Here is a 26,422-nt window from a genome sequence, read left to right as displayed (position 1 = left end):
CGCTTAAGGCCGGGTGTCAGGGGAAGGCGGGGGGCAAATGGACAATGTCTGCGACGAGGGTCCCCCTTTCCAGCGATACCAAGGCAAAGCTCGGCTTGCTGAATCCTTTTTTGAGACAACCGGGGTTGATGTAGAGGACTCCGCCAATCGTTTGCACTGACTGAAGGTGCGTATGGCCGTAAAGTACCACATCCGCTTTTTCTTCAGCGGCTTTCGCGGCGAGTTTTTCCAACCCCCCCTTTACTCCATAAAGATCACCGTGGGTAAGTAGAAATTTCTTGTCTTCCAGTACCAGGGTGGTTTCCCGCGGGGTGCCTGCCGCGAAGTCGCAGTTGCCGAGGACCTTGGTAACGGCCCTGCCGCTTAAAGCTTCCAGAAATGTGGCATCATCAAAATCGTCACCCAGGTGAATGATGTGATCGACATCACCTGCCATGTCTAGTGCTTGGGCTGCAAGGGCCTGATTGCCGTGAGTATCGGATAGAACCGCAATTTTCATGGCTTGATTGTAGCAAAGTGCATATTTCAGTCAACTCGTTTGTAGGTTGGAATACCTCTTCATCATATCCTCACTTGCGGCAAATCGTTCCTCTGATTTAATTGGTGAAGGATGATGTCCTGCTGCCAGCGCTAAAATTTTGTGGAGAATCCCCCATGAAAAAATCCCATGTCATTATAGCTGTAGTCATCGTGGCGACCCTGTTGCTGTTGTTTGCCATGTCTGTTCAGATTGCCCGTCTTGTCCTTGGCGACGGGGTTATCAACAGTTCCGGAGATGGTATCGGTTATGTAGAGGTCAAGGGGCCGATCCTGGATTCCGGCGAGACGGTGAAGCAGCTTGCGGAGATGCGGAAGAAAACGAACGTGAAGGCGGTAGTTCTAAGGATAGAGTCGCCCGGCGGGGTCATCGGCCCTTCCCAGGAAATCTACGCTGCCGTGAAAAAGCTCGCCAAAACGAAGAAAGTGGTTGTTTCCATGGGAAGCGTTGCTGCCTCGGGCGGGTATCATGTCGCCATTCCCGCAGCGGTAATCTACGCCAACCCGGGTACCATCACCGGGAGCATCGGTGTTCTCATGAAGCTTTCGAATGTCGAAGGGCTCATGGATAAGGTGGGGATGAAGGCTTTTACCCTCAAAAGCGGGAAATTCAAGGATACCGGTTCGCCCGTCCGTCCTCTTACCGACGAGGACAAGGCTCTCCTGCAGGGGGTAATCGGCAACCTCCACGAGCAGTTTGTGAAAGCTGTGGCAGAGTCCAGGAAATTGCCGGTGGAAGAGGTCCGGCGCCTTGCCGACGGCCGGGTCTATACCGGAGAGCAGGCCCTGGCCCTGCGGCTCGTGGACCGGCTTGGCACCCTTGAGGATGCCGTTGAGGAAGCGGGGCGGCTGGCGGGAATAAAGGGGGAGCCGACGCTGATAATGCCGCCGAAAAAGAGGAAATTCCTGAGAGAACTGCTGCTTGAGGAGGTGTCCGGCATCTTCAGCGCAGCGGCGCGGCGCGATGGCGGCTTCAGTGTCAATTATGAACTGGATTCCTCAATGGGTGATACTGCCCGCTGAATGGGGGCACTGTTCCGGAGTAATCTACCAGGTTCTGAAGTTGCCCGAGTCGATATGGACAAAACCGGAACTGGGGTAAAAACCTACTCCTCCCCGGTGAAGGTCAACGGCAGCTTCGCGAATCAGTGCAGTGCTTTTCCCTGGGATGGAGATGTCTATGGCTTTACCGGAGAGATGGAGGCTTTTGGAGGCAACTCCGTGACCGGACTCGCGCAGCAGGTTGTTGTAGGTGGGAGAACGGTAGGCTGAGATGATGTGAATTTCGTTGTTGCCGCCGAGCTTTTTGTCCACAAGGTTCAGGAACTCGAGGGTGTTGACATCCATTTCCGTTGCTTCGTTGGTGTAGTGGCAGCGGAGAATCCAGTTGAGAGTGTTAAGGGAATCAAGATCGTAATTTCCATCTGCGTCCCGGAAGGTTAAGGAGATTCTTTCTTGCGTGTGAGTATTGAAAAGGGATAATTGGCCGGGGGGGAGGATTTCTTGCGGTGTTGCCTCGAAGCTTCCGAATGACGGCCCTACGGTCATGAGAGTAAGTGCCCCTGTGAGGGAGACCTTAAGGAAATTTCTCCTGCTTAACATCTTGAAGTCCATTGCTATTTACCCGCCTTACATTTTTGTTCCGATGAAACGAACGATTATTCGTATCAGAAACCAGTTTGCGATGTCAATTATTTCGACCCATTGACACTTCTGGTGGACACTGACACGGTGAACTCCACAGGATTTTTACAAATGCAAAAGGAAGGCCATTCAGCCTTCCTTTTGCATATTCAGTAGGGATATTCAGTGTGCGCCTCAGCGGGGCATCGGGCAATAGAGGTTGCCGTAGGGGCGCTTGCTCCGGGGAAGTATCTTCACGAACTTCTCCTGAACCACTTCAGCGTAATCAATGTAGAGGTCGTCGCAATATTCCTTAAGATAACCTTCCAGCTCAATCCGGTCTTCATCGGTAAGATCGAAGACTCCCACCTCCCGGGAAAGCTTGGCTTCGTCCACGCCGCCCCGTACGAAAATGGTGCCGCCGTGCATGCCGGTGCCGAAGCGGAAGCCGTGCTTCGGTTTCTCCGGCTCGTCGCTGAACATGTCGAGAAGGATGAGGACGCCACCAGCCATGTACTCGCCGAAAAAGTCGCCTGCCTTGCCTCCCGCAACAAGTACCGGCTTGTTGTCTTCGTATGACTTCATGTGAATCCCGACGCGGTAGCCCACGTCCTTGCGGATGTGGATGCGGCCGCCGCGCATGCCGTAGCCGAGAACGTCGCCCGCATGGCCATGCACGATCACCTTGCCGGCATTCATGGTGTTGCCGATGTTATCCTGGGCATTGTCGTTGACTATTATGGCCGCGCCGTTCATGAAGGCGGCAAGGTCGTTGCCGGGAACGCCGTTTATGGTTATGGTCACGGCTTTGTTGATGCCGTCGCCGATGAAATACTGACCATTAACGTTATCGAGGACAATTTCTGTCGCCCCTGCGGCAACTGCCTCGCGGATTTTCTGATTCAGGTCCCGATAGTAAAGACCTTGAGCGTCAATTTTTGTCATATGAACCTCTCTCGAAGAGGCCAGGCGAGGGTGAGACAGTTAGTCCCAGTCATCCCCGGTCCCTGGTCACGGATGTCAGATTACTCCCGGCTGCATTTTGGCAATCACCGGCTCTCCGCCGCGGGGCGTCCACACCTTGTCCGGTTTTGGACAAATTTCACGGATGGCCGCTTCTTCGGAGGCCATGTAGACGAAATCATCCTTTTTGGCGCAAACAAGGGGGCGTAGCTTGACCCGGTCATTGAGCCCGATAAGCCCTTCGTTGCTGGCAAAGAGGATGGCAAAGGGGCCGTTGAGCAGGGCGCTGCCGTAGCACTGGCGGATTGCTGTGAGCAGCTGGCGCTCGTCTTCGGGGAGGGCATCGATGATGTCCCAGAAGGGGGAAGCCATGGCAAGGCTCGCCAGTTCCGGCGTGAGGCCGTGCTTGCGGATCAGGAGGTCGAGGGTGTAGGCAACGACCTCGGTGTCGGTGAGCATGGTGCAAAGGTAGCCGTACATCTCAAGATACCGCTTGTTGATGCCGTAGGACGATATTTCGCCGTTGTGGACAATGGACCAGTCCAGGAGCGTGAAGGGGTGGGCGCCGCCCCACCAGCCCGGAGTGTTGGTCGGGAAGCGGTTATGGGCGGTCCAGATGTAACCCTTGTACTCTTCTAGCCGGAAGAAATCGGCGATTTCCTCGGGGTAGCCGACCCCCTTGAAGGCGCCCATGTTCTTGCCGGAAGATACGACGAAGGCGCCTTCGATCTCGTTATTGATCAGCATGACGTGGCGGACGATTATATCCTCGTCGGTCATGTTTTCAAACTCGATGGCTTCTTTGTATTCGGCAGTCTGGAGAGGCTTTACGAAGTAGCGCTTGAAGGCCGGCGGGTTGGCAATGGCCGGGGTGCGCCGCGTCGGGATCTCTTCATAGTGCTCGATGTAGAAGTGCTGCTCCAGGTACTCTTCGGTGAGCTGCTGCGCCATGCCGTTCTCGTACATGAGGTGGAAGGCGTAGAAGTCTTTGAATTCCGGATAGATGCCGTAGGCGGCAAAGCCGCCGCCGAGGCCGTTCCCACGGTCGTGCATCAGGGCGATGGACTTGATGATGACATTCCCCTCAACCAGGTTGCCGGCGGTGGAGATGAAGCCGGTCAGGCCGCAGTTGGAGATGTCTTTCTGAAAATAATGGGTCGGTTGTTGTGATCTGATCATGGTCAAAACCTCTATCTGGTCGTCACGAAGCGGCGCCGGGTCAGTGTCCGACATTCATGGCCGGCTCGTCGGCCCCCGTAATTTTGCCGGCGGGGGCGAAGAGGGCGGAGCGGATCTCCCGGGGGAGATTGACGAAGCCGAAGTCGGGGGTGAGGAGTTGGTCCTTGAAGGAGTCCACCCCGATCCGGTCGCGGATTAGACCGGCAAAGATGCCTGCCCGGTCCACGGCCCCCACGAGAACGGCGCCGGCCAGGAGACCGTCCTTGAGGACGATCTTGCGGTACTGGTAGTTCTCCAGATCCTGATAGGTGAGGATCTCGTATTCCGTGGGGTCCACCGGGTTCGTGACCCCCATGGAGATGGTGGAAACCTTGAAGAGTTCGATGGAGTTCATGGCAATGCCGCCGTCGTACCCTTTCTCGCCTCCCGCCATGGTGACGCCGGCAATATCTCCCTGGATGTAGGCGTCGGGCCAGATGGGCATCGGGTTCTTGACGCCGGAGAAGAAGTCCTTCGCTTCGGCCACGTCGCCGGCGGCAAAGACTCCCTTAACGGTTGTCTCCATGCGGTCGTCCACCACAATGCCCCGGTTCACCTCAACGCCGCTCCCCTTGAGGAAGCCGGCCGCGGGACGCACCCCGATGGCGACGATGACCGTGTCGCAGGGGATGAAGTCGCCCGACTTCAGGGTGACGCCGGTAATGGCGGCGCCGTCCCCCTCGATTTTAACCACCGTGTCCTCGGTGATGACATCGATGCCGTTGGCCTTCATCTTCTTGGCCACTACCCGCCCGGCAGGGCGATCGAAGGCGGCGGAGAGTATCCGGTCAGCCAGTTCGACGATCGTAATCTTCTTGTTCAGGAGATGGAGCCCCTCGGCAGCCTTGAGGCCGATGAGTCCACCACCGATTACAACCACCTTCCGGATGTCGTCGGCAATCCCCTTGAGTTTGGCTGCGTCGTCCCAGGTGGTGAAGGTGAAGATCCTGTCCTTGCCGGCCATCCCCTCGATGGGGGGGACGAAGGGGTCGCCCCCCGTTGCCACCAAAAGCTTGTCAAAGGCGATCACGTCGCCGCCGGCGATGGTCACTTTGCCGATTGCGGTATCGACGCCGACCACTTCGGCGTTGAGGAGGAGATTCACCCGGTTCTTCTCGTAGAAGTCCTCCGGCAGGTAGGCCATCCGCTTTTCCGTAATGAGGCCCCCCAGGAGATAGGAGATGAGGGGGCGGCCGTAAGCCACGTGGCGCTCCCTGGAGATGACGGTGATGTTCCCCTGCTGGTCTATGCTTCTGATTCCCCGGATGGCGCCCACTGCGGCCACGGAGTTTCCGATGATGACGTAGTTCATTTCTGGCTCCCCTCCTTGTAGACGAGCGCCCGGTTGGGGCAGGCATCGACGCAGGCCGGGCTGGTGCGGTCCGGGCAGAGGTCGCACTTGTTGGCCTTCTTCTTCGTGAGGTTGCGCTGCACGGCGCCGTAGGGGCAGGCCATGACGCAGGACCAGCAGCCGACGCACTGCTCGGTGTCGATCCGGACCACGCCTTTGTCGTCCTTCTGGATGGCGCCGGAGATGCAGGCCCGCAGGCAGTCCGGTTCGTCGCAGTGGCGGCAGGTGGTGGAGAAGGAAACGACCCCGCCGTCCCACTCCTCAACGGTGCAGCGGGAGATGGGGCGGTTTTCCTCGTGGAGGAAAGCCTTGACCGGGTTCTTGGACTGGGAGTGCTCGGTGATGCAGGCCACCTCGCAGAGGTGGCAGCCGATGCAGGCTTCTTCAATCATGTAAATGCGCTTCATACATTATTCTCCAGCGGGCATGACGCCCAGGATGTTCATGTCTTTTTCGGTGAGTCCCAGGGCACGGAGCTTGTAACGGTTGCCCCGCAGCGACTCCAGGGCGTTGAGCCCCATGCCGCCGAGGATTTCCTTCATCTCGTGACCCCAGGCGTGGACCAGGTTCACCAGCCGCTCGGCACCCAGTTCCGGGTTGAGGCGCTTGGCGAGATACGGGTTGTTGGTGGTGATTCCCCAGGGGCACTTGCCGGTGTAGCAGCGCTGGCAGAGGGTGCAGCCCAGAGCCAGGAGTGTCGAGGTCCCCATGTTGATGGCGTCGGCACCCAGGGCGATGGCCTTGATGGCGTCACCGGAGGAGCGGACCCCGCCACCCACCACGATGGAAACCTGGTTCCTGATCCCCTCGTCCCGTAGCCGGGCATCAACGGCTGCAAGGGCCAGCTCCATGGGGATGCCGACGTTGTCGCGGATTACCTGGGGGGCCGCGCCGGTCCCCCCTCTGAAGCCGTCGATGGTGATGATGTCGGCGCCGGCCCGGGCCACGCCCGAAGCGATGGCCGCCACGTGGTGGACCGCCGCAATCTTGACCGATACCGGCTTGGTGTAGTCGGTGGCTTCCTTAAGGGCGAAGATCAGCTGGCGCAGATCCTCGATGGAGTATATGTCGTGGTGGGGCGCCGGCGAGATGGCGTCCGCGCCCATGGGAATCATCCTGGTTTCGGAGATCTGGTCGTTGACCTTCTCGCCGGGGAGGTGGCCGCCGATGCCCGGTTTTGCTCCCTGGCCCACCTTGATCTCGATGGCCACCCCGGCATTAAGGTATGCTTCGCTCACGCCGAAGCGGCCCGAGGCCACCTGCACCATGACGTTGCTCCCGTACTGGTAGAGGTCCTTGTGGAGCCCGCCCTCGCCGGTGTTGTAGAGGGTGCCCAGTTCCTTGGCAGCCATGGCCATGGCCTTGTGGGCGTTGAGGTTGAGGGCGCCGTAGCTCATGGCGGAGAAGATGAAGGGATACTCCATCTTGATCTGAGGGGTGAGCTTGGTGGCGAGCTTGGGCTTGCCGGTCTGCTCGTCGCGGACCACCTCGATGGAGTGGGGCTTTTTCCCCAGGTAGGTCCGCAGCTCCATGGGCTCCCGCAAGGGGTCGATGGAGGGGTTCGTTACCTGGGAGGCGTCCAGCAGCATGTGGTCCCAGTAGATGGGGTATTTGGCCGGGTTGCCCATGGCCGCCAGGAGAATGCCCCCCGTGTCGGCCTGGGCGTAGAGGTTGCGGATGTGGGCGTTGGACCACGACTCATTACGCTTGAACACCTCTTCGTTGCTCCGGATGGTGATGGCGCCGGTGGGGCAGAGGGCCGAGCAGCGCCGGCAGCCGATGCAGCGGGTGTTGTCCTCGGTGAGCGTGTCTGCCGCGGCCTCATAGTCGTGGACCTCATAGGCACACTGTCGGATGCAGACCTTGCAGCGGATGCACTTGGCATCGCTGCGGTCGATGATGAATTCGTTAAATGATTCCGTTACGGATTTGTAGAGCACCTTGGAACCTCCTGAAAGCGGGTGCGCGAGTGTGTGGGTACTCTCGTGCTTCAAATTTCCAGATATTTACAAAAGAGGTGCCAAGTTTTAATTAATCAGTGGGTAAATTGGTAACACTTCGGAAATACAGTGTAAAATATTTACTGCTTTTGCCCTGAAGGTTGTTTTAGGCGTATACGCGAGGGGTTTGTGGCGGGTCCGTCATGTGTGAGAGTTGAAGCTGTGCAAAAACAGACTACATGCTTTACTCAGTCTGGAGCGTGGGGTCAGCGCCAAGGGACAAGCTTGCGGTATTTACGGATTTCATCCTCGAACGTTTGCTCTATTTCACCCTTGGGATTGTTGCGCCTGGATAGAATAAGCAGTGCCGCTATGGCTGCGATAACAAGGATAATTGTTATCGTGACGGCAATTCGCCGAATCTCCCTGCTCTTGGAGTAGGCCGCGTAACCGCCGAGGTTCGAGAGGCTGACGGCGCTGCCCTGGGTGGCTCGAAGCCTCTCAATCTGCTCAATGGATATGAACTTGATTACGGAATCGCGGTCCCGTTCGTCGATGCAAAGAAAATGGAGCGCCGTGTTGAATAATTGTGGCGTGTTCAGGCTGGGGTGAAGGGGTGACACATGGACGACTTCGGCAATTATCTGCACAACCTCAGGGGTGTCAAGGGCGAGATATAGCTCCATGGGGAGGAGGGTGCCGATGGGGAGTTCTTCAGGGATTTTGAGCCTTATCCCAGATCCGCTCAGGTTTGCCGCCAGGGGGGTTGTACTTGAGTGATGGGGTCCTGCTGCGGGAGGGATGCCGGAAAGGGTTTCGTCGGTCTTGTCTGATGCCGGGTACCGTTTTGCATGCCACTTCTTCCTGAGTTGTTCGGGAGGTGTGTCAGGCTCTATTCTGTATCGGACCGGAATGTAGGTGTCGATCCGGTAATATTCCCTCATTTCTTCAGGGATTACCTTCCCGATGAAACGGGCGGTTACGTTGGCTCCTTCACGTTGGGTAACTATAATGGCGCGACAGCAGTAAGCAGCCCCGTCCTTTCCGATTCTGACGTCGACAATAGTACCGGCATCAGCTTTGATGCCGGCCGGCAAAACATCGCGGGAAAGCTGGAACTGAACAAGGTCCTCTTCCAGCCGTGCGATGGTTGCACCGTCGCGGAACGGGTCTCCTGTTGCCCGGGGTATGCGGACTTCTATCCGGTAGCCGGGGCTGAAGTATTTCCGGTAATCGGTGAATTCTTCTTTCATGTCGCCTTCGCGGTTTCAGGAAACGATGATTTCATTAAGCTCCTTCAGAAGTTTCTCAAGGTCGGTTTTATGCACGCCGGCGCCGTGCTCAAGCTCTTCATAATCGGCAACCTGGCATTCACGGCAGTCTAGGCCGTATTTTTCAAAAACTTTCAGGGTTTGGGGATAGGTGCGGATGATGTCGCCGATGGTCATGGTCTTGGAGATCATCGCCTTCTCCTTTGCGTGCCTGTATGGGCTCCGCCTTGGTTCCGCCATGCTGCCGTTACATATATGTTATCGGCAGAAATGGCGGATGCTTTAGGTCAGTGTATCGTCGAGGAGATTCTTTGGATCGTCTGCTCTGCACTTAGACTGTGGTTTTGGAGAATTTATCCCTGAGTGCCGCCCGCACGAGGGGGGGGACCAGGTCTTCGATGGGGCCGTTCAGGGAACTTACTTCCTTGACAATGGACGACGACAGGTAACCGTAGGGGACCGATGTCATCATGAAAAGCGTTTCAACGTCCTGGGAGATGCTGCGGTTCATCTGGGCGATCTGAAATTCGTATTCGAAATCGGAAATAGCCCGCAGCCCCCGGATGATGACCGTGGCGTTCTGGGAAAGGACGTAATCCACCAGAAGGCCGTCGAAAGTATCGACTCTCGCCCTGACATTGTCCGCCAGTACCCGCTGAATAAGGTCTACCCGTTCATTGATGGTGAAGAGTGAGTTTTTGGCCGAATTTTTGGCCACCGCAACGATAATTTCGTCGAAGATTCTCAGGCCCCTGTCGATAATATCCAGGTGCCCGTAGGTGATGGGGTCGAATGAGCCAGGGTAAACGGCGACTTTTCTAGGCATGGTCGGCAGGTATCCCTTTCTTGAAGAAGGTAAGTGCAGTGTCGCCGTATATCCTCCGGTCGAACTGCCTCAAGGGGCCAAATTCTTCAGCAAACACTTCGCCGGAATCCGATTCCGCTACGATAATCGTTTCTGCCGCGACAAACGGCGCTGATGCCAGATTGTGCAGGACCTTTTCCGTCAGGCCCTGTCGATAGGGTGGGTCGAGGACAATAATCCGGAACGGACTTTCGCCGGCAAGCGCCTGGATGGCCGCGGTTGCTTCCCTGGTTATCACGCGGCTCCGATCTTCGAGGTTCAGTTGCTTGAGATTCTGGCGAATGACGGCAACCGATTCGCGATGATTGTCGACGAAGACCGCTTCGTGGCAGCCCCGGCTCAGGGCTTCGATGCCCAGGCTGCCGGTGCCGGCAAAAATATCGAGAACCCTCAGCCCTTCAAGATTTCCCAGAAGTGATGCCAGAATGCTGAAAAGGGCTTCCTTGACCTTATCGGACGTGGGACGTACCCGCTCCCCCCGCGGAGCGGCAAGTCGGCGGCCTCGGGCGGTTCCGCCTGCGACTCTCACCGGGCCTCGATCAGGGACGCCGCGAGCCGCGAGGCGCTCCCCTTCGCATGGAATGCCTGGAGAAATTCCTTTGCTTCCCGATAGGCCATGTCGAGAATCTGCTTTGCGTTTTCTTCAGGGATGTTGTCGATGTCGGTTTTGAACACGTTCGTGGCGAACTTGATGTCCTTGCCGTTCTCTTTTGCCCAGCGGCGCATGGCATCCATGAGGTCCAGGGGAAGTCCGGCGTGGGCAACGTTCTGCCAGAGCGTGCCGATGTTCCCCTTGCGGATCCCGTAGCCGGCAAGCTTGCCCACGAGCCGTAGCGGCGTTCCGGTAATTCCGTGCTGGACAAGTCCCGCAAGGCCATGGCGAATGACAGTTTCGTAGATTGCTTTTGTTTGCTCGAGATCTATTCTGACCATTTCGCCATCCAGGTAGTTGCCGCGTTTGGAGCCGTTGTCGATGGCCAGGAGCTGCGGATGGATTCCCCGGGCCGCGAGGCCCGAGAGAAACGCCTCCGTTTCTTCAACCGTGGTCAGGTTTGATGCCAATCCGGCTTGCCGCACTTCGCCCAGTTCGACTTCAAGGCCGTACCCCTCACTTTCCACTTGGGCGGCCAGGTCGGCGGTAATCAGGATGTTGTCGGGCAAGGGGTTGAAGGAAGCATCGATGGCGAAAGAGGTATATCCTGCTTCGATCTGTGCTTCAATGAGATGCCGGGCGGATTCCTGCTCTTCGCTGGAGGTGTTCTGGACCGTGGTGTGATCGCCGTGGATGATGAACGGCTTTGTGAAGCTGAACCGTTCGGCGTACTCGATTACCGTTTCGAAGAACAACTGCGGCGTCTGGCCGGTGTAGCCTCCGTCGACTCCGCCTTCGGTGCGGGTGAGTTCGAAGGCAACTATGGCGTCAAGCTCTTCGGCAGCTTTCATGATGCCGGGAATAACGTGTTTGATCCGCGGGTTGCAGGCCATGAGAATCAATTTTTCATTTTTCAGGATATTGAAGAGATCACGGCCATTGAGAAGGCAAATACGGGTTTGTGATCCGATTTTGTTGCGGATCCTTTTGGGAACCCGTCCCAGGAGGTCAGTTGTCATAATGAGTGCACACAGTCCTTGGCGCGGAGTGGGAAAATCTTAAAAAAGCCTTAAAAAACTAGCATGATAGGTCAGGTGTAGTCAAGGATATCTTTTCGCGGTTGACACCCCTTGGAGGCAGCATTAGAGTGGTGACGGAACGGCAGGGGGAGGGAATATGGAAGAAGATTATTGCGGCCGGTCGCAGGAACGGCCGGATCTGGCCGGATACGCGGCACGCAGCGCCGAATCCAGGGGGAGGAAGCATGCGGAGGTGTTCCGCGATACGCGGCCTGCTTTCGAGCGGGACCGGGACCGGATTATCCACTGTGCGGCATTCAGAAGGCTGGAGTACAAGACCCAGGTATTCGTGAACCATGAGGGGGACTACTACCGGACCCGGCTCACCCATTCCCTTGAGGTTGCCCAGATCGGCAAAGCAATCGCAAGGCGTCTCGGGCTGAATGAAGAGCTGACCGAAGCCTTGGCCCTTTCCCATGACCTGGGGCACACCCCTTTTGGCCATACCGGGGAAGAGATCCTGAACCGTCTCATGGAAGGGGCGGGGGGATTTGAGCACAACCTTCAGTCGTTCCGCGTTGTGGATCAACTGGAGGAACGCTATCCCGGCTTCAACGGATTGAATCTCTCCTGGGAAGTGCTGGAGGGGATTATCAAGCATTCATCGCCCTATGACCGGCCGGTCGGGGTGATTGAAGGTTACTTGCCAGGCGTAGTGCCGACGATTGAGGCCCAGATAATCAACTACGCCGACGAGATCGCCTACAACAACCATGATATCGATGACGGCCTGAAATCGGGCCTGATTACTCTGGAGCAGCTCAATGAAGTGGAACTCTGGCGTGAGGTTTACGAAGGAATCGGCAGCGCTCACCCCGATATTGCGCCGGGACGCCGGAAGTTTCAGACAATTAGCGCCCTGATAGGGCTTTTCATCAAAGACCTGACTGCGACCACACTGGAGAACATTCGCCGGCTGAATATATCCTCCTTGGACGACATGCGCCGGATTAACCGTCCGGTGGTGGCGTTCAGTCCAGACGTCGCCGGCAAAAACCGCAATCTTAAACGGTTTCTTTTCGAAAACCTATATCGCCACCATAAGGTGGAACGGATGCGGGTGAAGGCGGAACGCTATCTTACCCAGCTCTTCGAAACCTATGTGAAGCATCCCACGCTCCTGCCACGCAAGTATCAAATGAAAATGGAGGCAATGGGGCGTGAGCGGGTTGTGTGCGATTATATTGCCGGAATGACGGACCGCTTTGCTTTGGATGAATTCAAGCGCCTCTTTGAGCCCTATGAAAGAGTGTGACCGGAAGAGTTCGGATGCTGCGTTGGAATTCCTAATGTCTTGACGCGGAGCGGGGATTGCGCTATATCCCTCTGAAAAGCGGGTTGATATACGATAATACTCAACCATCCGCGAGGATGGGGCGGAAAGCCTACAGGGTCTCACGCAGACAGCCGGGTTGCCGAAATATCATTTTAAGAATGGTGCGGCCCCGGCTTTTTTGCATCTGAACCCTTGCAGGCCGAAAGCCTCAGGGAAATCTAGTCGAGAGAGGAGATCTCATGAAGAAGTTTCTTGCAGTTGTTCCCTTGATTTTGGCGGCAGTGTCTCCGGCGCTCGCTGATTCCAATGTCGGTTTCGACGTGAATATCAGCGTTGGAAACCGCCCAAGCGTGGTTGTCCCGGCGCCGCCGGCAGTGGTTGTTCCGGCCGGACCGCGTATTATTATCGACGAACCGCCGTTATTCATCACTCCGCCGCGTCTCGGTTTCTACGTCGGGGTCGATATCCCCTATGACATGTTCTACATCAGCGGCCGCTATTACCTCTGGCAGGACAATCACTGGTACCGGGCTCCCCACTACAGCGGCCCGTGGGGCGTGGTGAAATACAAGAATCTTCCTCCGGGGCTTCGCAAGCATAAACTTGAGCGGATTCGCTACTATCGTGATGATGAGTATCGCTCCTATCACAGAGACCGCGATCATTACCGCGGCAAGCGTTTCAAGCCGGGAAAAGAGTACAAGAAGCACTATAAGCAGGAGCGGAAGCATGATAAGAGCGAATACAAGCACCACGGCAAGGGAAAAGGTCACGGCCACGACGATTGATCTGTGATACTGTCGTGGAATCAGCGATTAATGCATGAAAAAAGCCCGGAGAAATCCGGGCTTTTTTTTTTGAATAGGGATGGCGGCTCCGCGTTTACTTCGGAAGCTCAATCTTGGGTTCGGAGGCTGCGCGGTAAAGGAGAAAAGTCCGGCCAAGTACCTGGGCGACTTCGGCGCTGCAGGCTTCCGCCAGTTCTCCGGCCACTTCGTGGCGGTCCATCAAGCAGCTCTCAAGAATTTTCACCTTGATGAGTTCATGGTGTTCAAGGGCTTCAACGGTTTCGTGAACAAGAGATTCCGAGATTTCCCCCTTGCCAACGGTGATTACGGGGTTGAGGCTGTGTCCCAGCCCTCGGAGGAAGCGTTTTTGTTTTCCGGTCAGCATGTAATTTCCTTTGTATTATTTGGTCGGCGTGCCGGACGTATATCATGAATCATGCGGGAAGGCAACGCGAACACGTGTCGTCTTCGATTAATCGAGGGGTGACGCGTATTGGCGTGTTGCCGGGGCTACCGGAGAATCTCCTTTACAATATACGGTTTTTTCGGATACCATTTATTGCTTACGCTCAGTAAACTACAAGGTGTCTATGAAGATAGAAAACATTCGCAATTTCTCTATTATTGCTCACATTGACCATGGCAAGTCGACGCTTGCCGACCGCCTGCTGGAATATACCGGTGCTCTGTCGGAGCGTGAAAAGCAGGATCAGTTCCTCGACAAGATGGACCTGGAACGGGAGCGCGGCATTACCATCAAGGCACAGACTGTTCGCCTGAACTATCGTGCCGATGACGGCAAGGATTATATCCTTAACCTGATCGATACCCCCGGGCATGTGGACTTCACCTATGAGGTTTCACGGTCCTTGGCCGCCTGCGAAGGGGGGCTGCTGGTCGTCGATGCCTCCCAGGGGGTTGAGGCCCAGACCCTGGCCAACGTCTATCTCGCCATCGATATCAATCTCGAGGTTTTCCCCGTTCTGAACAAAATCGATCTGCCTGCGGCGGAACCCGAGCGGGTCAAGAACGAGATCGAAGAGATTATCGGTCTGGATGCTCACGACGCGGTTCTTGCCAGCGCCAAGGAGGGGATCGGGACCAGGGAGATTCTTGAGGAGATAGTCAAAAAAATTCCCCCGCCCGAGGGCGACCCGACGGCTCCGCTGAAAGCACTGCTCTTTGACTCCTGGTATGACCAGTATCAGGGGGTCATAATCCTGGTCCGGCTCATCGACGGCACCCTGAAAAAAGGGGAGAAGGTTCAGCTCGTCTCCACCGGCCGCAGTTACGAGGCCCTGAAGGTGGGTGTTTTTGCCCCGGTCATGCGCGAAGTGCCCCAGTTGTCTGCCGGCGAGGTCGGGTTTATCATTGCCGGCATCAAAGACGTTGCCGACGCCAAAATCGGCGATACCGTCACCCACACCCTGCGCCCCTGCACCACCCCCCTCGGCGGTTTCAAGGAAGTAAAGCCGATGGTCTTTTCCGGGTTGTATCCCATTGATACCGCCCAGTATGAGCAGTTGCGCGACGCTCTGGCCAAGCTGAAGCTTAACGACTCCTCTTTCTCCTATGAGCCCGAGACGTCCCTGGCGCTCGGCTTCGGCTTCCGGTGCGGCTTCCTGGGGTTGCTCCACATGGAGATTATCCAGGAACGTCTTGAGAGGGAGTTTAATCTCGATCTCATCACCACCGCGCCGACGGTTGTCTATAAGGTCCATCGCCTCAAGGGGGATGTGATTTCCATCGAGAGCGCCAACCAGCTTCCCCCGGTGCAGGAGATCGATTACGTCGAGGAACCCTTCATCCTTGCTTCAATCCACACCCCGAACGAGTTTGTCGGCGGGATTCTGGCGCTGTGCGAGGAGAAGCGTGGGGTCCAGCGGGAAATTAAATACTTGACCCCGACCAGGGTCATGATTATTTATGAACTTCCCCTGAACGAGGTGGTGCTGGACTTTTACGACCGCCTCAAGTCCATCACCAAAGGGTATGCATCCCTCGATTATGAGCACCTGGATTACCGGCGCAGCGAGCTCGTGAGGATGAACATTATGATCAACGGCGAAGTGGTTGATGCGCTTTCCCTGATTATTCACCGGGACAAGGCTTACTATCGGGGCCGGGATCTCGTTTCCAAAATGAAGGAACTTATCCCCCGCCAGATGTTCGAGGTCGCCATCCAGGCGGCAATAGGCACGAAGATAATTGCCCGCGAAACCGTCAAGGCGCTGCGCAAGGATGTTCTCGCCAAGTGCTACGGCGGCGACATCACCCGTAAGCGCAAGCTTCTCGAGAAGCAGAAGGAAGGGAAGAAGCGGATGAAGAACGTGGGGAACGTGGAATTACCCCAGGAGGCTTTCCTCGCCATTCTAAAGGTTGAAGAGTAGGTAGGGACATTCACCGAAAAGGAACCGCAATGGACTACAAGAACACGCAGTACGGCACGAACGGCAGCATGGGCGGGAGCTCGGCGGCCGAGGACAAGCAGGTAAAGAAGAAACACATTGTCAGGGAGTATGCCGAGTCGATTATCATCGCCGTCATCCTCGCTCTCATTATCCGGACATTTGTGGTGCAGGCATTCAAAATTCCTTCCGGTTCCATGGAGGATACCCTTGCCATCGGCGACCATATCCTTGTCAGCAAATTTATCTACGGTACAAAGATTCCGTTCACCGATACCAAAATCGCTCCCATTCGCCAGCCGCAGCGGGGTGACGTCATCGTCTTCGAATATCCGGAAGACCCCAGCAAGGACTTTATCAAGCGGGTCATCGGCGTCCCCGGCGACGTAGTTCAGGAAATAAACAAAAATATTTACGTGAACGGCAAGCTTTTCAAGATACCTCAGGAAGTCCACAAGGAGCCGGATATCCTTCCGATCGCCATGAACCCCCGTGACAATTTCGCTCCGAGGACAGTGCCAGCCGGCTGTTATTTCGTCATGGGCGACAACCGCGACCGCTCTTACGACAGCCGCTTCTGGGGATTCGTCAAAAGCGAGCAAATCAAGGGACTTGCCTTTATAAAGTACTGGTCCTGGGACCATGATGCAATGCGGGTCCGTTGGAAAAGCATCGGGGATATCATTCACTGAAATTGGTCTTGACACTTTTGTCGGCCGGGTGATACCCTGCTGAAAATTTTAAGCCTCATCTATACTGAGCCTTTTAAATTAACCCCGTGAGGTTAGAAAAGGTGCCGACTACAGACTAACAACATAGTCTTATTGAGCCTTTTCGCGTTCTGCGGAAGGGCTCTTTTCGTGCCTGCCGACAGAGTTTGCCCAACGAGTGCAAAGGAGGGACAGGATGGCTGAAGAGAAGACGACCATACTGGATGGGGTTGGCGTGAAGCGTGCGCTTACCCGGATTGCTCACGAAATCCTTGAGCGGAACAAGGGGGTTGCCGATCTGGTTCTTGTGGGCATCAGGACCGGCGGCGTCCATCTGGCCAGGGAGTTGTCTTCCCGGCTGGAGGAGATCGAAGGTGCGTCGGTGCCGATGGGGGAGGTGGACATCACCCTCTATCGGGATGACTTCAAGGGGCACTCCAAGCATCTGCCGGTGGGAAAAACCGACATCCCGTTCACGGTGGAGAACAAGAAAGTGATCCTCGTAGACGATGTGCTTTTTACCGGCCGGACGATCCGTGCCGCCATGGATGCCCTCATGGACCACGGCAGGCCGGCATCTATCCAACTGGCGGTTCTCATTGACCGGGGCCACCGGGAGCTTCCCATCCGGGCGGATTTTGTGGGTCGCAACGTACCCACAAGCAGTCGCGAGAAAATTACCGTTCAGTTCGACGCCGATGACAAACCGGTGGAAGTGGTTCTGGAAAAATGAATTGCCGGGGCAGGCATGGGGCCTGACCCTACACTACCAGGGGGAGAGCGATGGGATTCGAGCATAAGGACATCATAGCGCTAAAGGACCTCAACAAGGATGAGATCGAACTCCTGATCTCAACCGCCGAAAACATGCGGGAGATTAACAGCCGCGATATCAAAAAAGTGCCGACCCTGCGCGGCAAGACCATCATCAATCTTTTTTACGAAGCGTCCACGCGCACCCGCACTTCTTTCGAGATTGCGGGCAAGCGCCTTTCGGCGGATACCGTGAATATAACCGCTTCCACGAGTTCGGCCACCAAGGGGGAGACGCTCCTCGATACCGCCCGGAACCTGGAAGCCATGAAGCCGGACATCGTCGTAATGCGTCATGCCGTATCCGGAGCCCACTATTATCTGTCCAAGCGGCTTTCCTGCTCCATCATAAACGCCGGTGACGGCGCCCACGAGCACCCGTCCCAGGGGATTCTCGACATGCTGACCATCAAGGACCGGTACGGCCGCCTCGATGGCCTCAAAGTGGCGATTGTCGGCGATATCACCCATAGCCGGGTGGCCCGCTCCGATATCGCTGGGCTTACCAAGATGGGATCCCATCTGTATCTGGCCGGACCTCCCACCATGCTGCCGCCCGGTGTGGAGCGCCTTGGCAACGTAACGGTCTGCACCACCATGAAGGAAGCCATCCAGGACGCCGACGTGGTCATCATGCTTCGCATCCAACAGGAGCGCCAGGGTAAAACCCTTATACCCAATACCCGTGAATATTCACGCTATTTCGGCCTCAATCCCGAGAATCTCAAGTGGGCAAAGCCTGATGCGATCGTCATGCATCCCGGACCGATAAATCGTGGCGTCGAGCTTTCCTCCTACGTTGCCGATTGCGCCAAATCCCACGTTCTCAAGCAGGTCGAGAACGGCGTGGCGGTGCGCATGGCCATGCTTTACCATGTAAGCGGCGGTGCCGTCGTAACGGAATAAATCCATTTATTGCGAGGGGATGTTTCCCCTGCGCCAGAATACGAGGTGACCCATGAATATGGTGATACAGGGAGGACGGGTGATAGACCCGTCTCAGGGAATTGATGAAGTACTCGACATTCTTGTGGAGAACGGCGCCGTCAAGGAGCTGGGCAAGGGGCTGAAGGCTCCGGCCGGTGGCGAGACGATCGATGCCTCCGGCAAAATCGTGACGCCGGGCCTTATCGACATGCACGTTCATCTGCGGGATCCCGGCCTCGAGTACAAGGAAGACATTGTCTCCGGTTCGAGAGCGGCAGCAGCGGGGGGCTTCACATCGGTCGCCTGCATGCCGAACACCAAGCCGGTGAACGACAACAAGGCGGTATCGACCTATATTATCGCTAAGGCGAAGGCGGAGGGGCTGGTCAATGTATTCCCCATTGGCGCCATTACCCAGGGATCCCACGGCGAGCGCCTCTCTGAGATGGGGGAGCTGAAAGAAGCCGGGTGCGTGGCCGTATCCGATGACGGCAGGCCGGTAATCAACTCGGAACTCATGCGCCGCGCCCTTGAGTACGCAAAGGGGATGGGAATCATGGTCATCTCCCATGCGGAAGACCTGACGCTGGTGGGAGAGGGGGTCATGAACGAGGGGTTCGTCTCCACCGAGCTTGGCCTGAAGGGGATTCCGTGGGCCGCCGAAGATGCCGCGACCTCCCGCGACGTCTATCTGGCGGAGTTCACCGGTTCGCCGCTGCACATCGCCCATGTTTCCACAAAGGGTTCGCTCCGCATCATCCGCAACGCCAAGGCCCGTGGCGTGCAGGTCACCTGCGAGACGGCGCCCCATTATTTCAGCCTTACCGACGATGCGGTGCGGGGCTACGACACCAATGCCAAGATGAATCCGCCGCTGCGTACGGCCGATGATGTTGCCGCTGTGAAAGAGGCCCTGAAGGACGGCACCATCGATACCATCGCCACCGACCATGCTCCCCATCATCTGGACGAGAAGGACGTGGAGTTCAATGAGGCGCTGAACGGAATCATCGGCCTGGAAACTTCGCTGCCGCTGTCGCTTCGACTGGTGGAAGAAGGGGTTCTGACCCTTCCGGTACTGGTGGAGAAAATGGCATGCAACCCTGCAAAAATCCTGGGTATTAATCGTGGAACGCTCAAAGCCGGATCGGTTGCCGACATTACCGTCATCGATCCGAATGCCGTCTGGACGGTGGAGGCGGACAAGCTTGCCAGCAAGTCAAAGAACTCCCCCTTCCTGGGGCGGGAAATGAAGGGCGCCGCGGCGTACACCATCGTTTCCGGCAAAGTTGTGTACAAAAAGGCCTGAAAATCAGCTAACCACAGAGGACACCGAGGAAAGGCTGGAAGTTGGGGCGGCAATTCAGGTCTGTCTTCGATTATTTTCCCTCTGTAAACTCTGTGTCCTCCGTGGTTAAAGCTTTTTCGCATTTGAAATCATTCGGGAGTATCAAAGCATGAGAGCAATTTTAGCGCTCGCCGATGGGCGCGTCTTTGAAGGAAAGTCATTCGGTGCCGGCGGCGAGGCTTCCGGCGAGGTGGTATTCAATACCGCCATGACTGGTTACCAGGAGGTCCTGACCGACCCTTCCTACAAGGGGCAGATGGTCACCATGACCTACACCCAGATGGGGAACACCGGCATCAACCCGGAGGACATCGAGAGCAAGCAGCTCTACCTCTCGGGTTTCATCGTCAAGGAGTACCACGACTGCTATTCCAACTGGCGTGCCACCATGAGCCTCGATGCCTATCTGAAAGAAAACGGCGTGGTCGGCATCCAGGGGCTCGATACCCGGGCGCTTACCCGGCATTTGAGGGACAAGGGAGCCCAGAACGGGATCATCTCCACCGTTGATTTCGACCACGAAAGCCTCGTGAAGAAGGCCCGGGCCATTCCGAGCATGGCCGGACTCGACCTTGCCTCCGGCGTCACCTGCGACAAACCCTATCACTGGACCGAGAAGCTCTGGGACCTGGAGGAAGGGTACACTGCTGCGACGGCGGGAGAACTGAAGTACAAGGTTGTGGCCTACGATTTCGGCATCAAGTACAACATTCTCCGCTGCCTCGTCTCGGCCGGCTGCGACGTGACGGTTGTCCCCGCCACCTTCCCGGCGGAGGAGGCTCTGGCCATGAACCCGGACGGCATCTTCCTCAGCAACGGCCCCGGCGACCCGGAGCCCATGACCGCCGTCATCGAAAACATCAGGAAGTTTGTGGGCAAGAAGCCCATCTTCGGCATCTGTCTCGGCCACCAGCTCCTGGGGCTTGCCCTGGGTGGCAAGACCATGAAGCTCAAGTTCGGCAACCATGGCTCCAACCTGCCGGTCATGGATCAGGATACCCGGAAGGTGGAAATAACTGCCCAGAACCACGGCTTTTCGGTGGATATCGAATCACTGGGTCATGTCTGCGAGCTGGCCCACGAGAACCTGAACGACCAGACCGTTGAGGGGATGAAGCACAAAGAACTCCCCATCTTCTCGGTACAGCACCACCCCGAGGCTTCGCCCGGTCCCCACGACTCCCATTATCTGTTCGGGCGGTTCGTGGAACTGATGGAGAGGTACAAAGCTTAGGGGCGAATCTTGTATTCGCCCACGGATGACGGCGATCGCAAAGATTGCCTCTACGGAACCATGCGGTACATCGATCTTTATAATTCGGGTGAATTGCTGGAGCGGGTGAGGGAGGCCTATGCACGGCTCCGCTCCTGCGACCTCTGCCCCCACGACTGCCGCGTGAACCGGCTGGCCGGAGAGACCGGCGTGTGCCGGGCGGGGTGGCTGCCGCGAATTGCCTCGGCCAATGTTCACCATGGCGAAGAGCCGCCAATCTCGGGGACAAAGGGGTCGGGAACGATTTTCCTCTCCTGGTGCAGCCTTCACTGCCGGTTCTGCCAGAACTTCCCCATCAGCCAGCAGGGGAACGGGACCGACCTGACCACACTGGAACTGGCGGAACGGATGCTCGGGCTCCAGCGGCGCGGGGTGCACAATATAAACTTCGTCACCCCGACCCACTTCCTGCCGCAGATTCTGGCGGCGCTCCGGCTGGCTATACCCCGTGGGTTCCGGCTCCCCATCGTCTGGAACTCCAGCGGTTACGAGAAGGAGGATGCCCTCCGGCTCCTGGACGGTGTCGTGGATATCTACCTGCCGGACATGAAGTACGCGGCGGAAGAACCGGCGGTCCGGTTCTCGTCGGCTCCCGGCTATAGGGAGGCGAACCGCCGGGCGGTTGCCGAAATGCTCCGCCAGGTGGGACACTTGAAGCTCGATGATGAAGGAATTGCGGAGCGCGGTCTCATCATCCGGCATCTGGTGCTGCCGGAAGGTGGTGCGGGAAGCCGCGAGACGCTTTCCTGGATTGCCGGGAATCTGGGCACTGATACCCACATCGCCCTGATGAACCAGTTCTTCCCGGCCCACCGGGCCGTTGAAACGCCGGGAATACACCGCAAGATTACCGACGAGGAGTACGGCGAAGCGGTGGAAGCGTTGGAGGAGTACGGTCTGGAGAACGGCTGGGTGCAGGATTAGGATGAGAACGATCGTTTTGCTGGCGCTTTCCAATGTGTTCATGACCTTCGCCTGGTATGCGCACCTGAAGAACCTGAAGGCATCTCCCTGGTACATTGCCGTGGCGGTGAGCTGGGGGATAGCCTTCTTCGAGTACCTGATCCAGGTTCCGGCTAACCGGATGGGGTACGGCACTTTCAGCCTGGGGCAGCTCAAGATCATGCAGGAGGTCATAACGCTTGCGGTCTTTGTCCCCTTTGCGGTCTACTACATGGGCCAGCCCCTGAAGCTCGACTACCTCTGGGCCGGGTGCTGCCTGGCCGGAGCGGTTTTTTTCATATTTCGCGGATAATTTTTTCGTTAACGACGATACAATCAGCAAGGAGTTGCAATGCCAAAAAGAACAGACATCAAAAAGGTTCTCATCATCGGCGCCGGCCCAATCGTAATCGGCCAGGCGTGCGAGTTCGACTACTCCGGCACCCAGGCGTGCAAGGCGCTGAAGGAGGAGGGGTTCGAGGTGGTGCTGCTGAACTCTAACCCGGCTACCATCATGACCGACCCCGACTTTGCCGACCGGACCTACGTGGAGCCGGTAACCCCCGAGGTGCTGGCCAAGATTATCGAAAAGGAACGCCCCGATGCGGTGCTCCCCACCCTTGGCGGCCAGACGGCCCTGAACACCGCCGTGGCCGTGGCCGAGAACGGCACCCTGGAGAAGTTCGGGGTGGAGCTCATTGGCGCCAAGCTGCCGGCCATCAAGAAGGCCGAGGACCGGACCCTCTTCAAGGAGGCCATGGAGAAGATCGGCCTGTCGGTCCCCCGCTCGGGCCTTGCCCACAACTACGCCGAGGCGATGGAAGTTATCAAGATGGTGGGCTTTCCCGCCATCATCCGCCCCTCCTTCACCCTGGGGGGGACCGGCGGCGGCATCGCCTACAACATGGAAGAGTACGAGAAAATGGCCGTGGGGGGGATTGATGCCTCTCCCACCGACGAGATTCTGGTGGAGGAGTCGGTCATCGGCTGGAAGGAGTACGAACTGGAGGTGATGCGCGACACCGCCGACAACGTGGTGATCATCTGCTCCATCGAGAACTTCGATCCCATGGGGGTCCACACCGGAGACTCCATCACCGTTGCTCCGGCCCAGACCCTCACCGACAAGGAGTACCAGATTCTCCGGGATGCGGCTCTGAAGATCATCCGCGAGATCGGGGTCGACACCGGCGGCTCCAATATCCAGTTCGGCATCAACCCGCGCAACGGCCGCCTGGTGGTCATCGAGATGAACCCGCGGGTTTCCCGCTCCTCGGCCCTGGCCTCCAAGGCCACCGGCTTCCCCATCGCCAAGATCGCGGCGAAGCTGGCCGTCGGTTACACCCTGGACGAGATCCGCAACGATATCACCCGCGAGACCCCGGCCTGCTTCGAGCCGACCATCGACTACGTGGTGACCAAGATTCCCCGTTTCACCTTTGAGAAATTCCCCGCTGCCGACAGCACCCTGACCACCCAGATGAAGTCGGTGGGTGAGGTCATGGCCATCGGCCGCACCTTCAAGGAGTCGTTCCAGAAGGCGCTCCGCTCCCTGGAGATCGGTTCGGCCGGGTTCGAATCGCGGCTGTTCACCAATGGCGATACCCGCCGGGCCCTCACCGCCAAGGAGCAGCAGCTTGTTCAGGACAAGCTCCGGGTACCGAACTGGGAGCGGCTCTGGTACCTGGGTGACGCTTTCCGCTGCGGCATGAGCATCGAAGAGATTTTCCAGCTCACCGCCATCGATCCCTGGTTCCTCCACAACATCAAGCAGATTATCGATAAGGAGAAGGAACTGCGGATGGTCGATGTTGCGGCGGAAACCAGGGAAAACCTGGCTGCCATCGTCCGCGAGGCCAAGCAGTACGGCTTCTCCGACAAGATACTCGGCCGTTTCTGGGGAAAGAACGACGAGGAGATCCGCCAACTGCGCCTCTCCCTCGGCGTCAAGCCCGTGTTCAAGCGGGTCGATACCTGCGCTGCCGAGTTTGTTGCCTATACCCCTTACCTATACTCAACCTACGAGGAGGAGTGCGAGGCCGAGGTGACCGACCGGAAGAAGATCATGATTCTCGGCGGCGGCCCCAACCGGATCGGCCAGGGGATCGAGTTCGACTACTGCTGCGTCCACGGGGTTTTCGCCCTTGGCGAAGACGGCTACGAGACCATCATGGTCAACTGCAACCCGGAAACGGTCTCCACCGACTACGACACCTCCGACCGCCTCTACTTCGAGCCCCTGACCTATGAGGATGTCCTCTCCATCGTCGATCTGGAGAAGCCCCAAGGGGTCATCGTCCAGTTCGGTGGCCAGACGCCTCTCAAGCTGGCCGTGGCCCTGGAGAAAGCCGGGGTTCCCATCATCGGCACTTCACCCGACGCCATCGACCGGGCCGAGGACCGGGAGCGCTTCCAGGAGATGCTCCACAAGCTGAACCTGCTGCAGCCCGAGAACGGCACCGCCCGCTCCTTCGAGGAGGCGGAAGAGGTGGCGAACCGTATCGGCTACCCCGTGGTGGTGCGCCCCTCCTACGTTCTCGGCGGCAGGGCCATGGAGATCGTCTACGACGTGGATAACCTGCGCCGCTACATGACCACCGCCGTCCAGGCGTCGCCGGAGCATCCGATCCTCATCGACAAGTTCCTGGACAAGGCCATCGAGATCGATGTGGACGCCCTTTGCGACGGGACCGACGTGGTAATCGGCGGGATCATGGAGCACATCGAGGAGGCCGGCATCCATTCGGGCGACTCGGCCTGCTGCCTGCCGCCCCATTCCATCTCCCAGGAGCTGGTGAATGAGATCCGTCGCCAGACCACCGTCATGGCCCTGGAGCTGAACGTCAGGGGACTCATGAACGTCCAGTACGCCATCAAGGACGGGACCATCTATATTCTCGAGGTGAACCCCCGTGCTTCACGGACCGCTCCCTTCGTATCAAAGGCCACGGGACGCTCCCTGGCCAAGATCGCGGCGCGGGTCATGGCGGGCAAGACCCTGAAGGAACTCGGCGTTACCGGTTACATCGAGCCGAAGCATATGTCGGTCAAGGAGGCGGTCTTCCCCTTCGTCAAGTTCCCCGGCGTTGATACGCTGCTCGGACCCGAAATGAAGTCCACCGGCGAGGTTATGGGGATAGGTCCCGACTTTGCCACGGCCTTTGCCAAGGCCCAGCTCGGCGCCAACGTTAAACTTCCCCGTTCAGGAAAGGTTTTCATCAGCCTCCATGACGCCGACAAGAAACTTATTGTCGATTCAGCGAAAAAACTTTATAATGCCGGTTTTAAACTGGTTGCCACCCGCGGTACCGCCTCCTATCTCCAGGAGAAAGGGGTTGCGGTGGAGGTGATCAACAAGGTGGCGGAAGGAAGGCCCCATATCGTTGACGCCATCAAGAGCGGAGAGATCTGCATGGTGTTCAACACCACCCAGGGGGCCCAGGCCGTGGCCGATTCCTTCTCTATCCGCCGCGAGTCGCTCATGCACAATGTTGCGTACTACACCACCGTTGCCGGGGCTAATGCGGCGGCAGACGGCATTGTGGTCATGCTCAACGGCGAGATGGATGTCAAGCCGCTGCAGGACTATCTTTCGTGAAGCAGGTCGAAAAGCCGGATCTTTCCATAACGTAATTGCTGAGTGTACCAACGGGGCGGCCAAATGGCTGCCCCGCGATTTTCATAGAGGAGTAGTCAGTACGATGACCTATTCAGTACCCATGACCAAAGAGAGTTACGAATCGCTTCAGGAAGAGCTGAAGCGCCTGATTCGTGAAGAGCGGCCCCGGGTTATCCAGGATATTGCCGAGGCCCGCAGCCACGGAGACCTTTCGGAGAACGCGGAGTACGATGCCGCCAAGAACCGCCAGGCATTCATCGAAGGGCGGATCCAGGAGCTTCAGGGGAAGCTTGCCATGGCCCATGTGGTTGATCTCTCCGGCCTTAAGCCTGACAAGGTAGTTTTCGGCGCTACCGTAACCCTGTACGACACGGCGACCGAGGAGGAGGTAACCTACAAGATCGTCGGCGAAGAGGAGGCCGACATCAAGCTGGGTAAAATCTCCTGCACGTCACCGGTCGGCAAGGCCCTCATCAGCCACAAGCTCGACGACAGCGTGAAGATCAAGGTGCCGTCGGGGTCCGTCAAGGAATACGAGATTATCGACATCAAATACCTGTAAGATAGCGAGTTGGCGAGAATGTGAGGTAGTGTTGCTATCTCGCTGACGACTGAAAGGAGTCAACACAATGAGCCAGCAATTCACCAAGGATATGACATTTGCCCAGGCCCTCCAGGCCAGTCCCGAGGTTGCCAAGGTACTGCGCAAGTACAATCTCGGCTGCATCGGCTGCATGGGAGCCCAGAACGAATCCCTCGAACAGGGATGCAGCGCCCATGGCCTCGATGTGAACGAGGTCCTCAAGGACCTGAACGCCATCGGTCAGTAAGCCGTTCACGGGGCGAAGGGGAGCCACCTCTTCGCCCTTCGTCTATCCG

Annotated in this window: 27 protein-coding genes and 1 riboswitch; of the genes, 14 read left to right on the top strand and 13 right to left on the bottom strand. The window is 57.4% G+C overall.

Translation table 11 applies throughout. The features are described from left to right. Window positions 1-16: 16 nt before the first annotated feature. The gene (locus JZM60_RS14780; RefSeq protein ID WP_207163174.1) at window positions 17-499 is read right to left on the bottom strand and encodes a metallophosphoesterase family protein; all 483 of its coding nucleotides are present in this window, start codon (window positions 497-499) and stop codon (window positions 17-19) included. Window positions 500-654: 155 nt separating this feature from the next. Between JZM60_RS14780 and sppA the strand changes: the two genes are divergently transcribed. Further along, window positions 655-1,560 (top strand): signal peptide peptidase SppA, encoded by a 906-nt coding sequence (gene sppA / locus JZM60_RS14775; RefSeq protein WP_207163173.1) that lies wholly within the window; start codon window positions 655-657, stop codon window positions 1,558-1,560. 24 nt (window positions 1,561-1,584) lie between these two features. Here the strand turns inward: sppA and JZM60_RS14770 are convergent, their stop codons facing one another. The 11 genes from JZM60_RS14770 to JZM60_RS14720 all read right to left on the bottom strand — a co-directional run bounded on the left by JZM60_RS14770 (window position 1,585) and on the right by JZM60_RS14720 (window position 11,379). Further along, the gene (locus JZM60_RS14770; RefSeq protein ID WP_207163172.1) at window positions 1,585-2,151 is read right to left on the bottom strand and encodes a YcbK family protein; all 567 of its coding nucleotides are present in this window, start codon (window positions 2,149-2,151) and stop codon (window positions 1,585-1,587) included. 204 nt (window positions 2,152-2,355) lie between these two features. Then, a complete protein-coding gene (locus JZM60_RS14765; RefSeq protein ID WP_207163171.1) occupies window positions 2,356-3,105 on the bottom strand; it encodes a GltB/FmdC/FwdC-like GXGXG domain-containing protein in 750 nt (249 codons plus the stop codon). A gap of 75 nt (window positions 3,106-3,180) precedes the next feature. After that, window positions 3,181-4,356, bottom strand: coding sequence for a class II glutamine amidotransferase (locus JZM60_RS14760; protein WP_241426278.1), 1,176 nt, complete (start codon window positions 4,354-4,356; stop codon window positions 3,181-3,183). After that, window positions 4,343-5,653, bottom strand: a complete 1,311-nt coding sequence (locus JZM60_RS14755; protein WP_207163170.1) for an NAD(P)/FAD-dependent oxidoreductase — start codon at window positions 5,651-5,653, stop codon at window positions 4,343-4,345. Before JZM60_RS14755 ends, JZM60_RS14760 begins: the two co-directional genes overlap by 14 nt. Beyond that, window positions 5,650-6,099 carry a 4Fe-4S dicluster domain-containing protein gene (locus JZM60_RS14750; protein ID WP_207163169.1) on the bottom strand — a complete coding sequence of 150 codons (450 nt, stop codon included), beginning with the start codon at window positions 6,097-6,099 and terminating at the stop codon, window positions 5,650-5,652. The genes JZM60_RS14755 and JZM60_RS14750 overlap by 4 nt, the downstream gene beginning before the upstream one ends. Window positions 6,100-6,102: 3 nt before the next feature. Beyond that, complete coding sequence (locus JZM60_RS14745; protein WP_207163168.1) at window positions 6,103-7,632, bottom strand: glutamate synthase-related protein; 1,530 nt, start codon at window positions 7,630-7,632, stop codon at window positions 6,103-6,105. A gap of 266 nt (window positions 7,633-7,898) precedes the next feature. Continuing rightward, window positions 7,899-8,885, bottom strand: coding sequence for a PilZ-like domain-containing protein (locus JZM60_RS14740; protein WP_207163167.1), 987 nt, complete (start codon window positions 8,883-8,885; stop codon window positions 7,899-7,901). A gap of 15 nt (window positions 8,886-8,900) precedes the next feature. Continuing rightward, complete coding sequence (locus tag JZM60_RS14735; protein WP_207163166.1) at window positions 8,901-9,095, bottom strand: DUF1858 domain-containing protein; 195 nt, start codon at window positions 9,093-9,095, stop codon at window positions 8,901-8,903. Between the two features lie 139 nt (window positions 9,096-9,234). Continuing rightward, a complete protein-coding gene (gene coaD, locus JZM60_RS14730) occupies window positions 9,235-9,729 on the bottom strand; it encodes a pantetheine-phosphate adenylyltransferase (RefSeq protein ID WP_207163165.1) in 495 nt (164 codons plus the stop codon). After that, window positions 9,722-10,297, bottom strand: a complete 576-nt coding sequence (gene rsmD, locus JZM60_RS14725) for a 16S rRNA (guanine(966)-N(2))-methyltransferase RsmD (RefSeq protein WP_207163164.1) — start codon at window positions 10,295-10,297, stop codon at window positions 9,722-9,724. The genes coaD and rsmD overlap by 8 nt, the downstream gene beginning before the upstream one ends. Then, the gene (locus JZM60_RS14720; RefSeq protein ID WP_207163163.1) at window positions 10,294-11,379 is read right to left on the bottom strand and encodes a class II fructose-bisphosphate aldolase; all 1,086 of its coding nucleotides are present in this window, start codon (window positions 11,377-11,379) and stop codon (window positions 10,294-10,296) included. The genes rsmD and JZM60_RS14720 overlap by 4 nt, the downstream gene beginning before the upstream one ends. A 157-nt stretch (window positions 11,380-11,536) precedes the next feature. Between JZM60_RS14720 and JZM60_RS14715 the strand changes: the two genes are divergently transcribed. Further along, window positions 11,537-12,694 (top strand): deoxyguanosinetriphosphate triphosphohydrolase, encoded by a 1,158-nt coding sequence (locus JZM60_RS14715; protein WP_207163162.1) that lies wholly within the window; start codon window positions 11,537-11,539, stop codon window positions 12,692-12,694. 88 nt (window positions 12,695-12,782) lie between these two features. After that, window positions 12,783-12,859, top strand: a riboswitch (cyclic di-GMP riboswitch). Window positions 12,860-12,954: 95 nt separating this feature from the next. Continuing rightward, window positions 12,955-13,503 carry a YXWGXW repeat-containing protein gene (locus JZM60_RS14710; protein ID WP_207163161.1) on the top strand — a complete coding sequence of 183 codons (549 nt, stop codon included), beginning with the start codon at window positions 12,955-12,957 and terminating at the stop codon, window positions 13,501-13,503. Between the two features lie 94 nt (window positions 13,504-13,597). Here the strand turns inward: JZM60_RS14710 and yhbY are convergent, their stop codons facing one another. Next, window positions 13,598-13,888: a ribosome assembly RNA-binding protein YhbY gene (gene yhbY / locus JZM60_RS14705; protein WP_207163160.1), complete on the bottom strand. Its 291-nt coding sequence runs from the start codon at window positions 13,886-13,888 to the stop codon at window positions 13,598-13,600. A gap of 205 nt (window positions 13,889-14,093) precedes the next feature. Between yhbY and lepA the strand changes: the two genes are divergently transcribed. The 11 genes from lepA (at window position 14,094) to JZM60_RS14650 (ending at window position 26,373) form a co-directional block, all read left to right on the top strand. Beyond that, window positions 14,094-15,893 carry a translation elongation factor 4 gene (lepA, locus tag JZM60_RS14700; protein ID WP_207163159.1) on the top strand — a complete coding sequence of 600 codons (1,800 nt, stop codon included), beginning with the start codon at window positions 14,094-14,096 and terminating at the stop codon, window positions 15,891-15,893. A 29-nt stretch (window positions 15,894-15,922) separates the two neighbouring features. After that, window positions 15,923-16,603, top strand: coding sequence for a signal peptidase I (lepB, locus tag JZM60_RS14695; RefSeq protein ID WP_207163158.1), 681 nt, complete (start codon window positions 15,923-15,925; stop codon window positions 16,601-16,603). Between the two features lie 214 nt (window positions 16,604-16,817). Further along, window positions 16,818-17,354 carry a bifunctional pyr operon transcriptional regulator/uracil phosphoribosyltransferase PyrR gene (gene pyrR / locus JZM60_RS14690; RefSeq protein WP_207163157.1) on the top strand — a complete coding sequence of 179 codons (537 nt, stop codon included), beginning with the start codon at window positions 16,818-16,820 and terminating at the stop codon, window positions 17,352-17,354. Between the two features lie 50 nt (window positions 17,355-17,404). Further along, window positions 17,405-18,340, top strand: a complete 936-nt coding sequence (locus tag JZM60_RS14685) for an aspartate carbamoyltransferase catalytic subunit (protein WP_207163156.1) — start codon at window positions 17,405-17,407, stop codon at window positions 18,338-18,340. 52 nt (window positions 18,341-18,392) lie between these two features. Beyond that, window positions 18,393-19,670, top strand: coding sequence for a dihydroorotase (locus tag JZM60_RS14680; RefSeq protein ID WP_207163155.1), 1,278 nt, complete (start codon window positions 18,393-18,395; stop codon window positions 19,668-19,670). Window positions 19,671-19,818: 148 nt separating this feature from the next. After that, complete coding sequence (carA, locus tag JZM60_RS14675; protein WP_207163154.1) at window positions 19,819-20,943, top strand: glutamine-hydrolyzing carbamoyl-phosphate synthase small subunit; 1,125 nt, start codon at window positions 19,819-19,821, stop codon at window positions 20,941-20,943. A gap of 60 nt (window positions 20,944-21,003) precedes the next feature. Beyond that, window positions 21,004-21,906: a radical SAM protein gene (locus JZM60_RS14670; RefSeq protein ID WP_207165625.1), complete on the top strand. Its 903-nt coding sequence runs from the start codon at window positions 21,004-21,006 to the stop codon at window positions 21,904-21,906. A 1-nt stretch (window position 21,907) separates the two neighbouring features. Further along, window positions 21,908-22,237, top strand: a complete 330-nt coding sequence (locus tag JZM60_RS14665) for a DMT family protein (protein ID WP_207163153.1) — start codon at window positions 21,908-21,910, stop codon at window positions 22,235-22,237. Between the two features lie 39 nt (window positions 22,238-22,276). Next, complete coding sequence (gene carB, locus JZM60_RS14660) at window positions 22,277-25,522, top strand: carbamoyl-phosphate synthase large subunit (RefSeq protein WP_207163152.1); 3,246 nt, start codon at window positions 22,277-22,279, stop codon at window positions 25,520-25,522. Window positions 25,523-25,625: 103 nt separating this feature from the next. Then, entirely contained in the window at window positions 25,626-26,105 is a 480-nt protein-coding gene (greA, locus tag JZM60_RS14655; RefSeq protein ID WP_207163151.1) for a transcription elongation factor GreA, read from the top strand. 67 nt (window positions 26,106-26,172) lie between these two features. Next, window positions 26,173-26,373 (top strand): DUF1858 domain-containing protein, encoded by a 201-nt coding sequence (locus JZM60_RS14650; RefSeq protein ID WP_207163150.1) that lies wholly within the window; start codon window positions 26,173-26,175, stop codon window positions 26,371-26,373. Window positions 26,374-26,422 lie beyond the last annotated feature (49 nt).

It is taken from the genome of Geobacter benzoatilyticus, from assembly GCF_017338855.1.
GTDB lineage: Bacteria > Desulfobacterota > Desulfuromonadia > Geobacterales > Geobacteraceae > Geobacter > Geobacter benzoatilyticus.
This window is presented reverse-complemented; position numbering and strand designations above follow the sequence as displayed.

Excerpts from the sequence above, each read along its gene's own strand:
- JZM60_RS14780 (WP_207163174.1), bottom strand. The coding sequence starts at position 499 with ATGAAAATTGCGGTTCTATCCGATACTCACGGCAATCAGGCCCTTGCA.
- sppA (WP_207163173.1), top strand. The coding sequence starts at position 655 with ATGAAAAAATCCCATGTCATTATAGCTGTAGTCATCGTGGCGACCCTG.
- JZM60_RS14770 (WP_207163172.1), bottom strand. The coding sequence starts at position 2,151 with ATGGACTTCAAGATGTTAAGCAGGAGAAATTTCCTTAAGGTCTCCCTC.
- JZM60_RS14765 (WP_207163171.1), bottom strand. The coding sequence starts at position 3,105 with ATGACAAAAATTGACGCTCAAGGTCTTTACTATCGGGACCTGAATCAG.
- JZM60_RS14760 (WP_241426278.1), bottom strand. The coding sequence starts at position 4,356 with ATGTCGGACACTGACCCGGCGCCGCTTCGTGACGACCAGATAGAGGTT.
- JZM60_RS14755 (WP_207163170.1), bottom strand. The coding sequence starts at position 5,653 with ATGAACTACGTCATCATCGGAAACTCCGTGGCCGCAGTGGGCGCCATC.
- JZM60_RS14750 (WP_207163169.1), bottom strand. The coding sequence starts at position 6,099 with ATGAAGCGCATTTACATGATTGAAGAAGCCTGCATCGGCTGCCACCTC.
- JZM60_RS14740 (WP_207163167.1), bottom strand. The coding sequence starts at position 8,885 with ATGAAAGAAGAATTCACCGATTACCGGAAATACTTCAGCCCCGGCTAC.
- JZM60_RS14735 (WP_207163166.1), bottom strand. The coding sequence starts at position 9,095 with ATGATCTCCAAGACCATGACCATCGGCGACATCATCCGCACCTATCCC.
- coaD (WP_207163165.1), bottom strand. The coding sequence starts at position 9,729 with ATGCCTAGAAAAGTCGCCGTTTACCCTGGCTCATTCGACCCCATCACC.
- JZM60_RS14720 (WP_207163163.1), bottom strand. The coding sequence starts at position 11,379 with ATGACAACTGACCTCCTGGGACGGGTTCCCAAAAGGATCCGCAACAAA.
- JZM60_RS14715 (WP_207163162.1), top strand. The coding sequence starts at position 11,537 with ATGGAAGAAGATTATTGCGGCCGGTCGCAGGAACGGCCGGATCTGGCC.
- JZM60_RS14710 (WP_207163161.1), top strand. The coding sequence starts at position 12,955 with ATGAAGAAGTTTCTTGCAGTTGTTCCCTTGATTTTGGCGGCAGTGTCT.
- yhbY (WP_207163160.1), bottom strand. The coding sequence starts at position 13,888 with ATGCTGACCGGAAAACAAAAACGCTTCCTCCGAGGGCTGGGACACAGC.
- lepA (WP_207163159.1), top strand. The coding sequence starts at position 14,094 with ATGAAGATAGAAAACATTCGCAATTTCTCTATTATTGCTCACATTGAC.
- lepB (WP_207163158.1), top strand. The coding sequence starts at position 15,923 with ATGGACTACAAGAACACGCAGTACGGCACGAACGGCAGCATGGGCGGG.
- pyrR (WP_207163157.1), top strand. The coding sequence starts at position 16,818 with ATGGCTGAAGAGAAGACGACCATACTGGATGGGGTTGGCGTGAAGCGT.
- JZM60_RS14685 (WP_207163156.1), top strand. The coding sequence starts at position 17,405 with ATGGGATTCGAGCATAAGGACATCATAGCGCTAAAGGACCTCAACAAG.
- JZM60_RS14680 (WP_207163155.1), top strand. The coding sequence starts at position 18,393 with ATGAATATGGTGATACAGGGAGGACGGGTGATAGACCCGTCTCAGGGA.
- carA (WP_207163154.1), top strand. The coding sequence starts at position 19,819 with ATGAGAGCAATTTTAGCGCTCGCCGATGGGCGCGTCTTTGAAGGAAAG.
- JZM60_RS14670 (WP_207165625.1), top strand. The coding sequence starts at position 21,004 with ATGCGGTACATCGATCTTTATAATTCGGGTGAATTGCTGGAGCGGGTG.
- JZM60_RS14665 (WP_207163153.1), top strand. The coding sequence starts at position 21,908 with ATGAGAACGATCGTTTTGCTGGCGCTTTCCAATGTGTTCATGACCTTC.
- carB (WP_207163152.1), top strand. The coding sequence starts at position 22,277 with ATGCCAAAAAGAACAGACATCAAAAAGGTTCTCATCATCGGCGCCGGC.
- greA (WP_207163151.1), top strand. The coding sequence starts at position 25,626 with ATGACCTATTCAGTACCCATGACCAAAGAGAGTTACGAATCGCTTCAG.
- JZM60_RS14650 (WP_207163150.1), top strand. The coding sequence starts at position 26,173 with ATGAGCCAGCAATTCACCAAGGATATGACATTTGCCCAGGCCCTCCAG.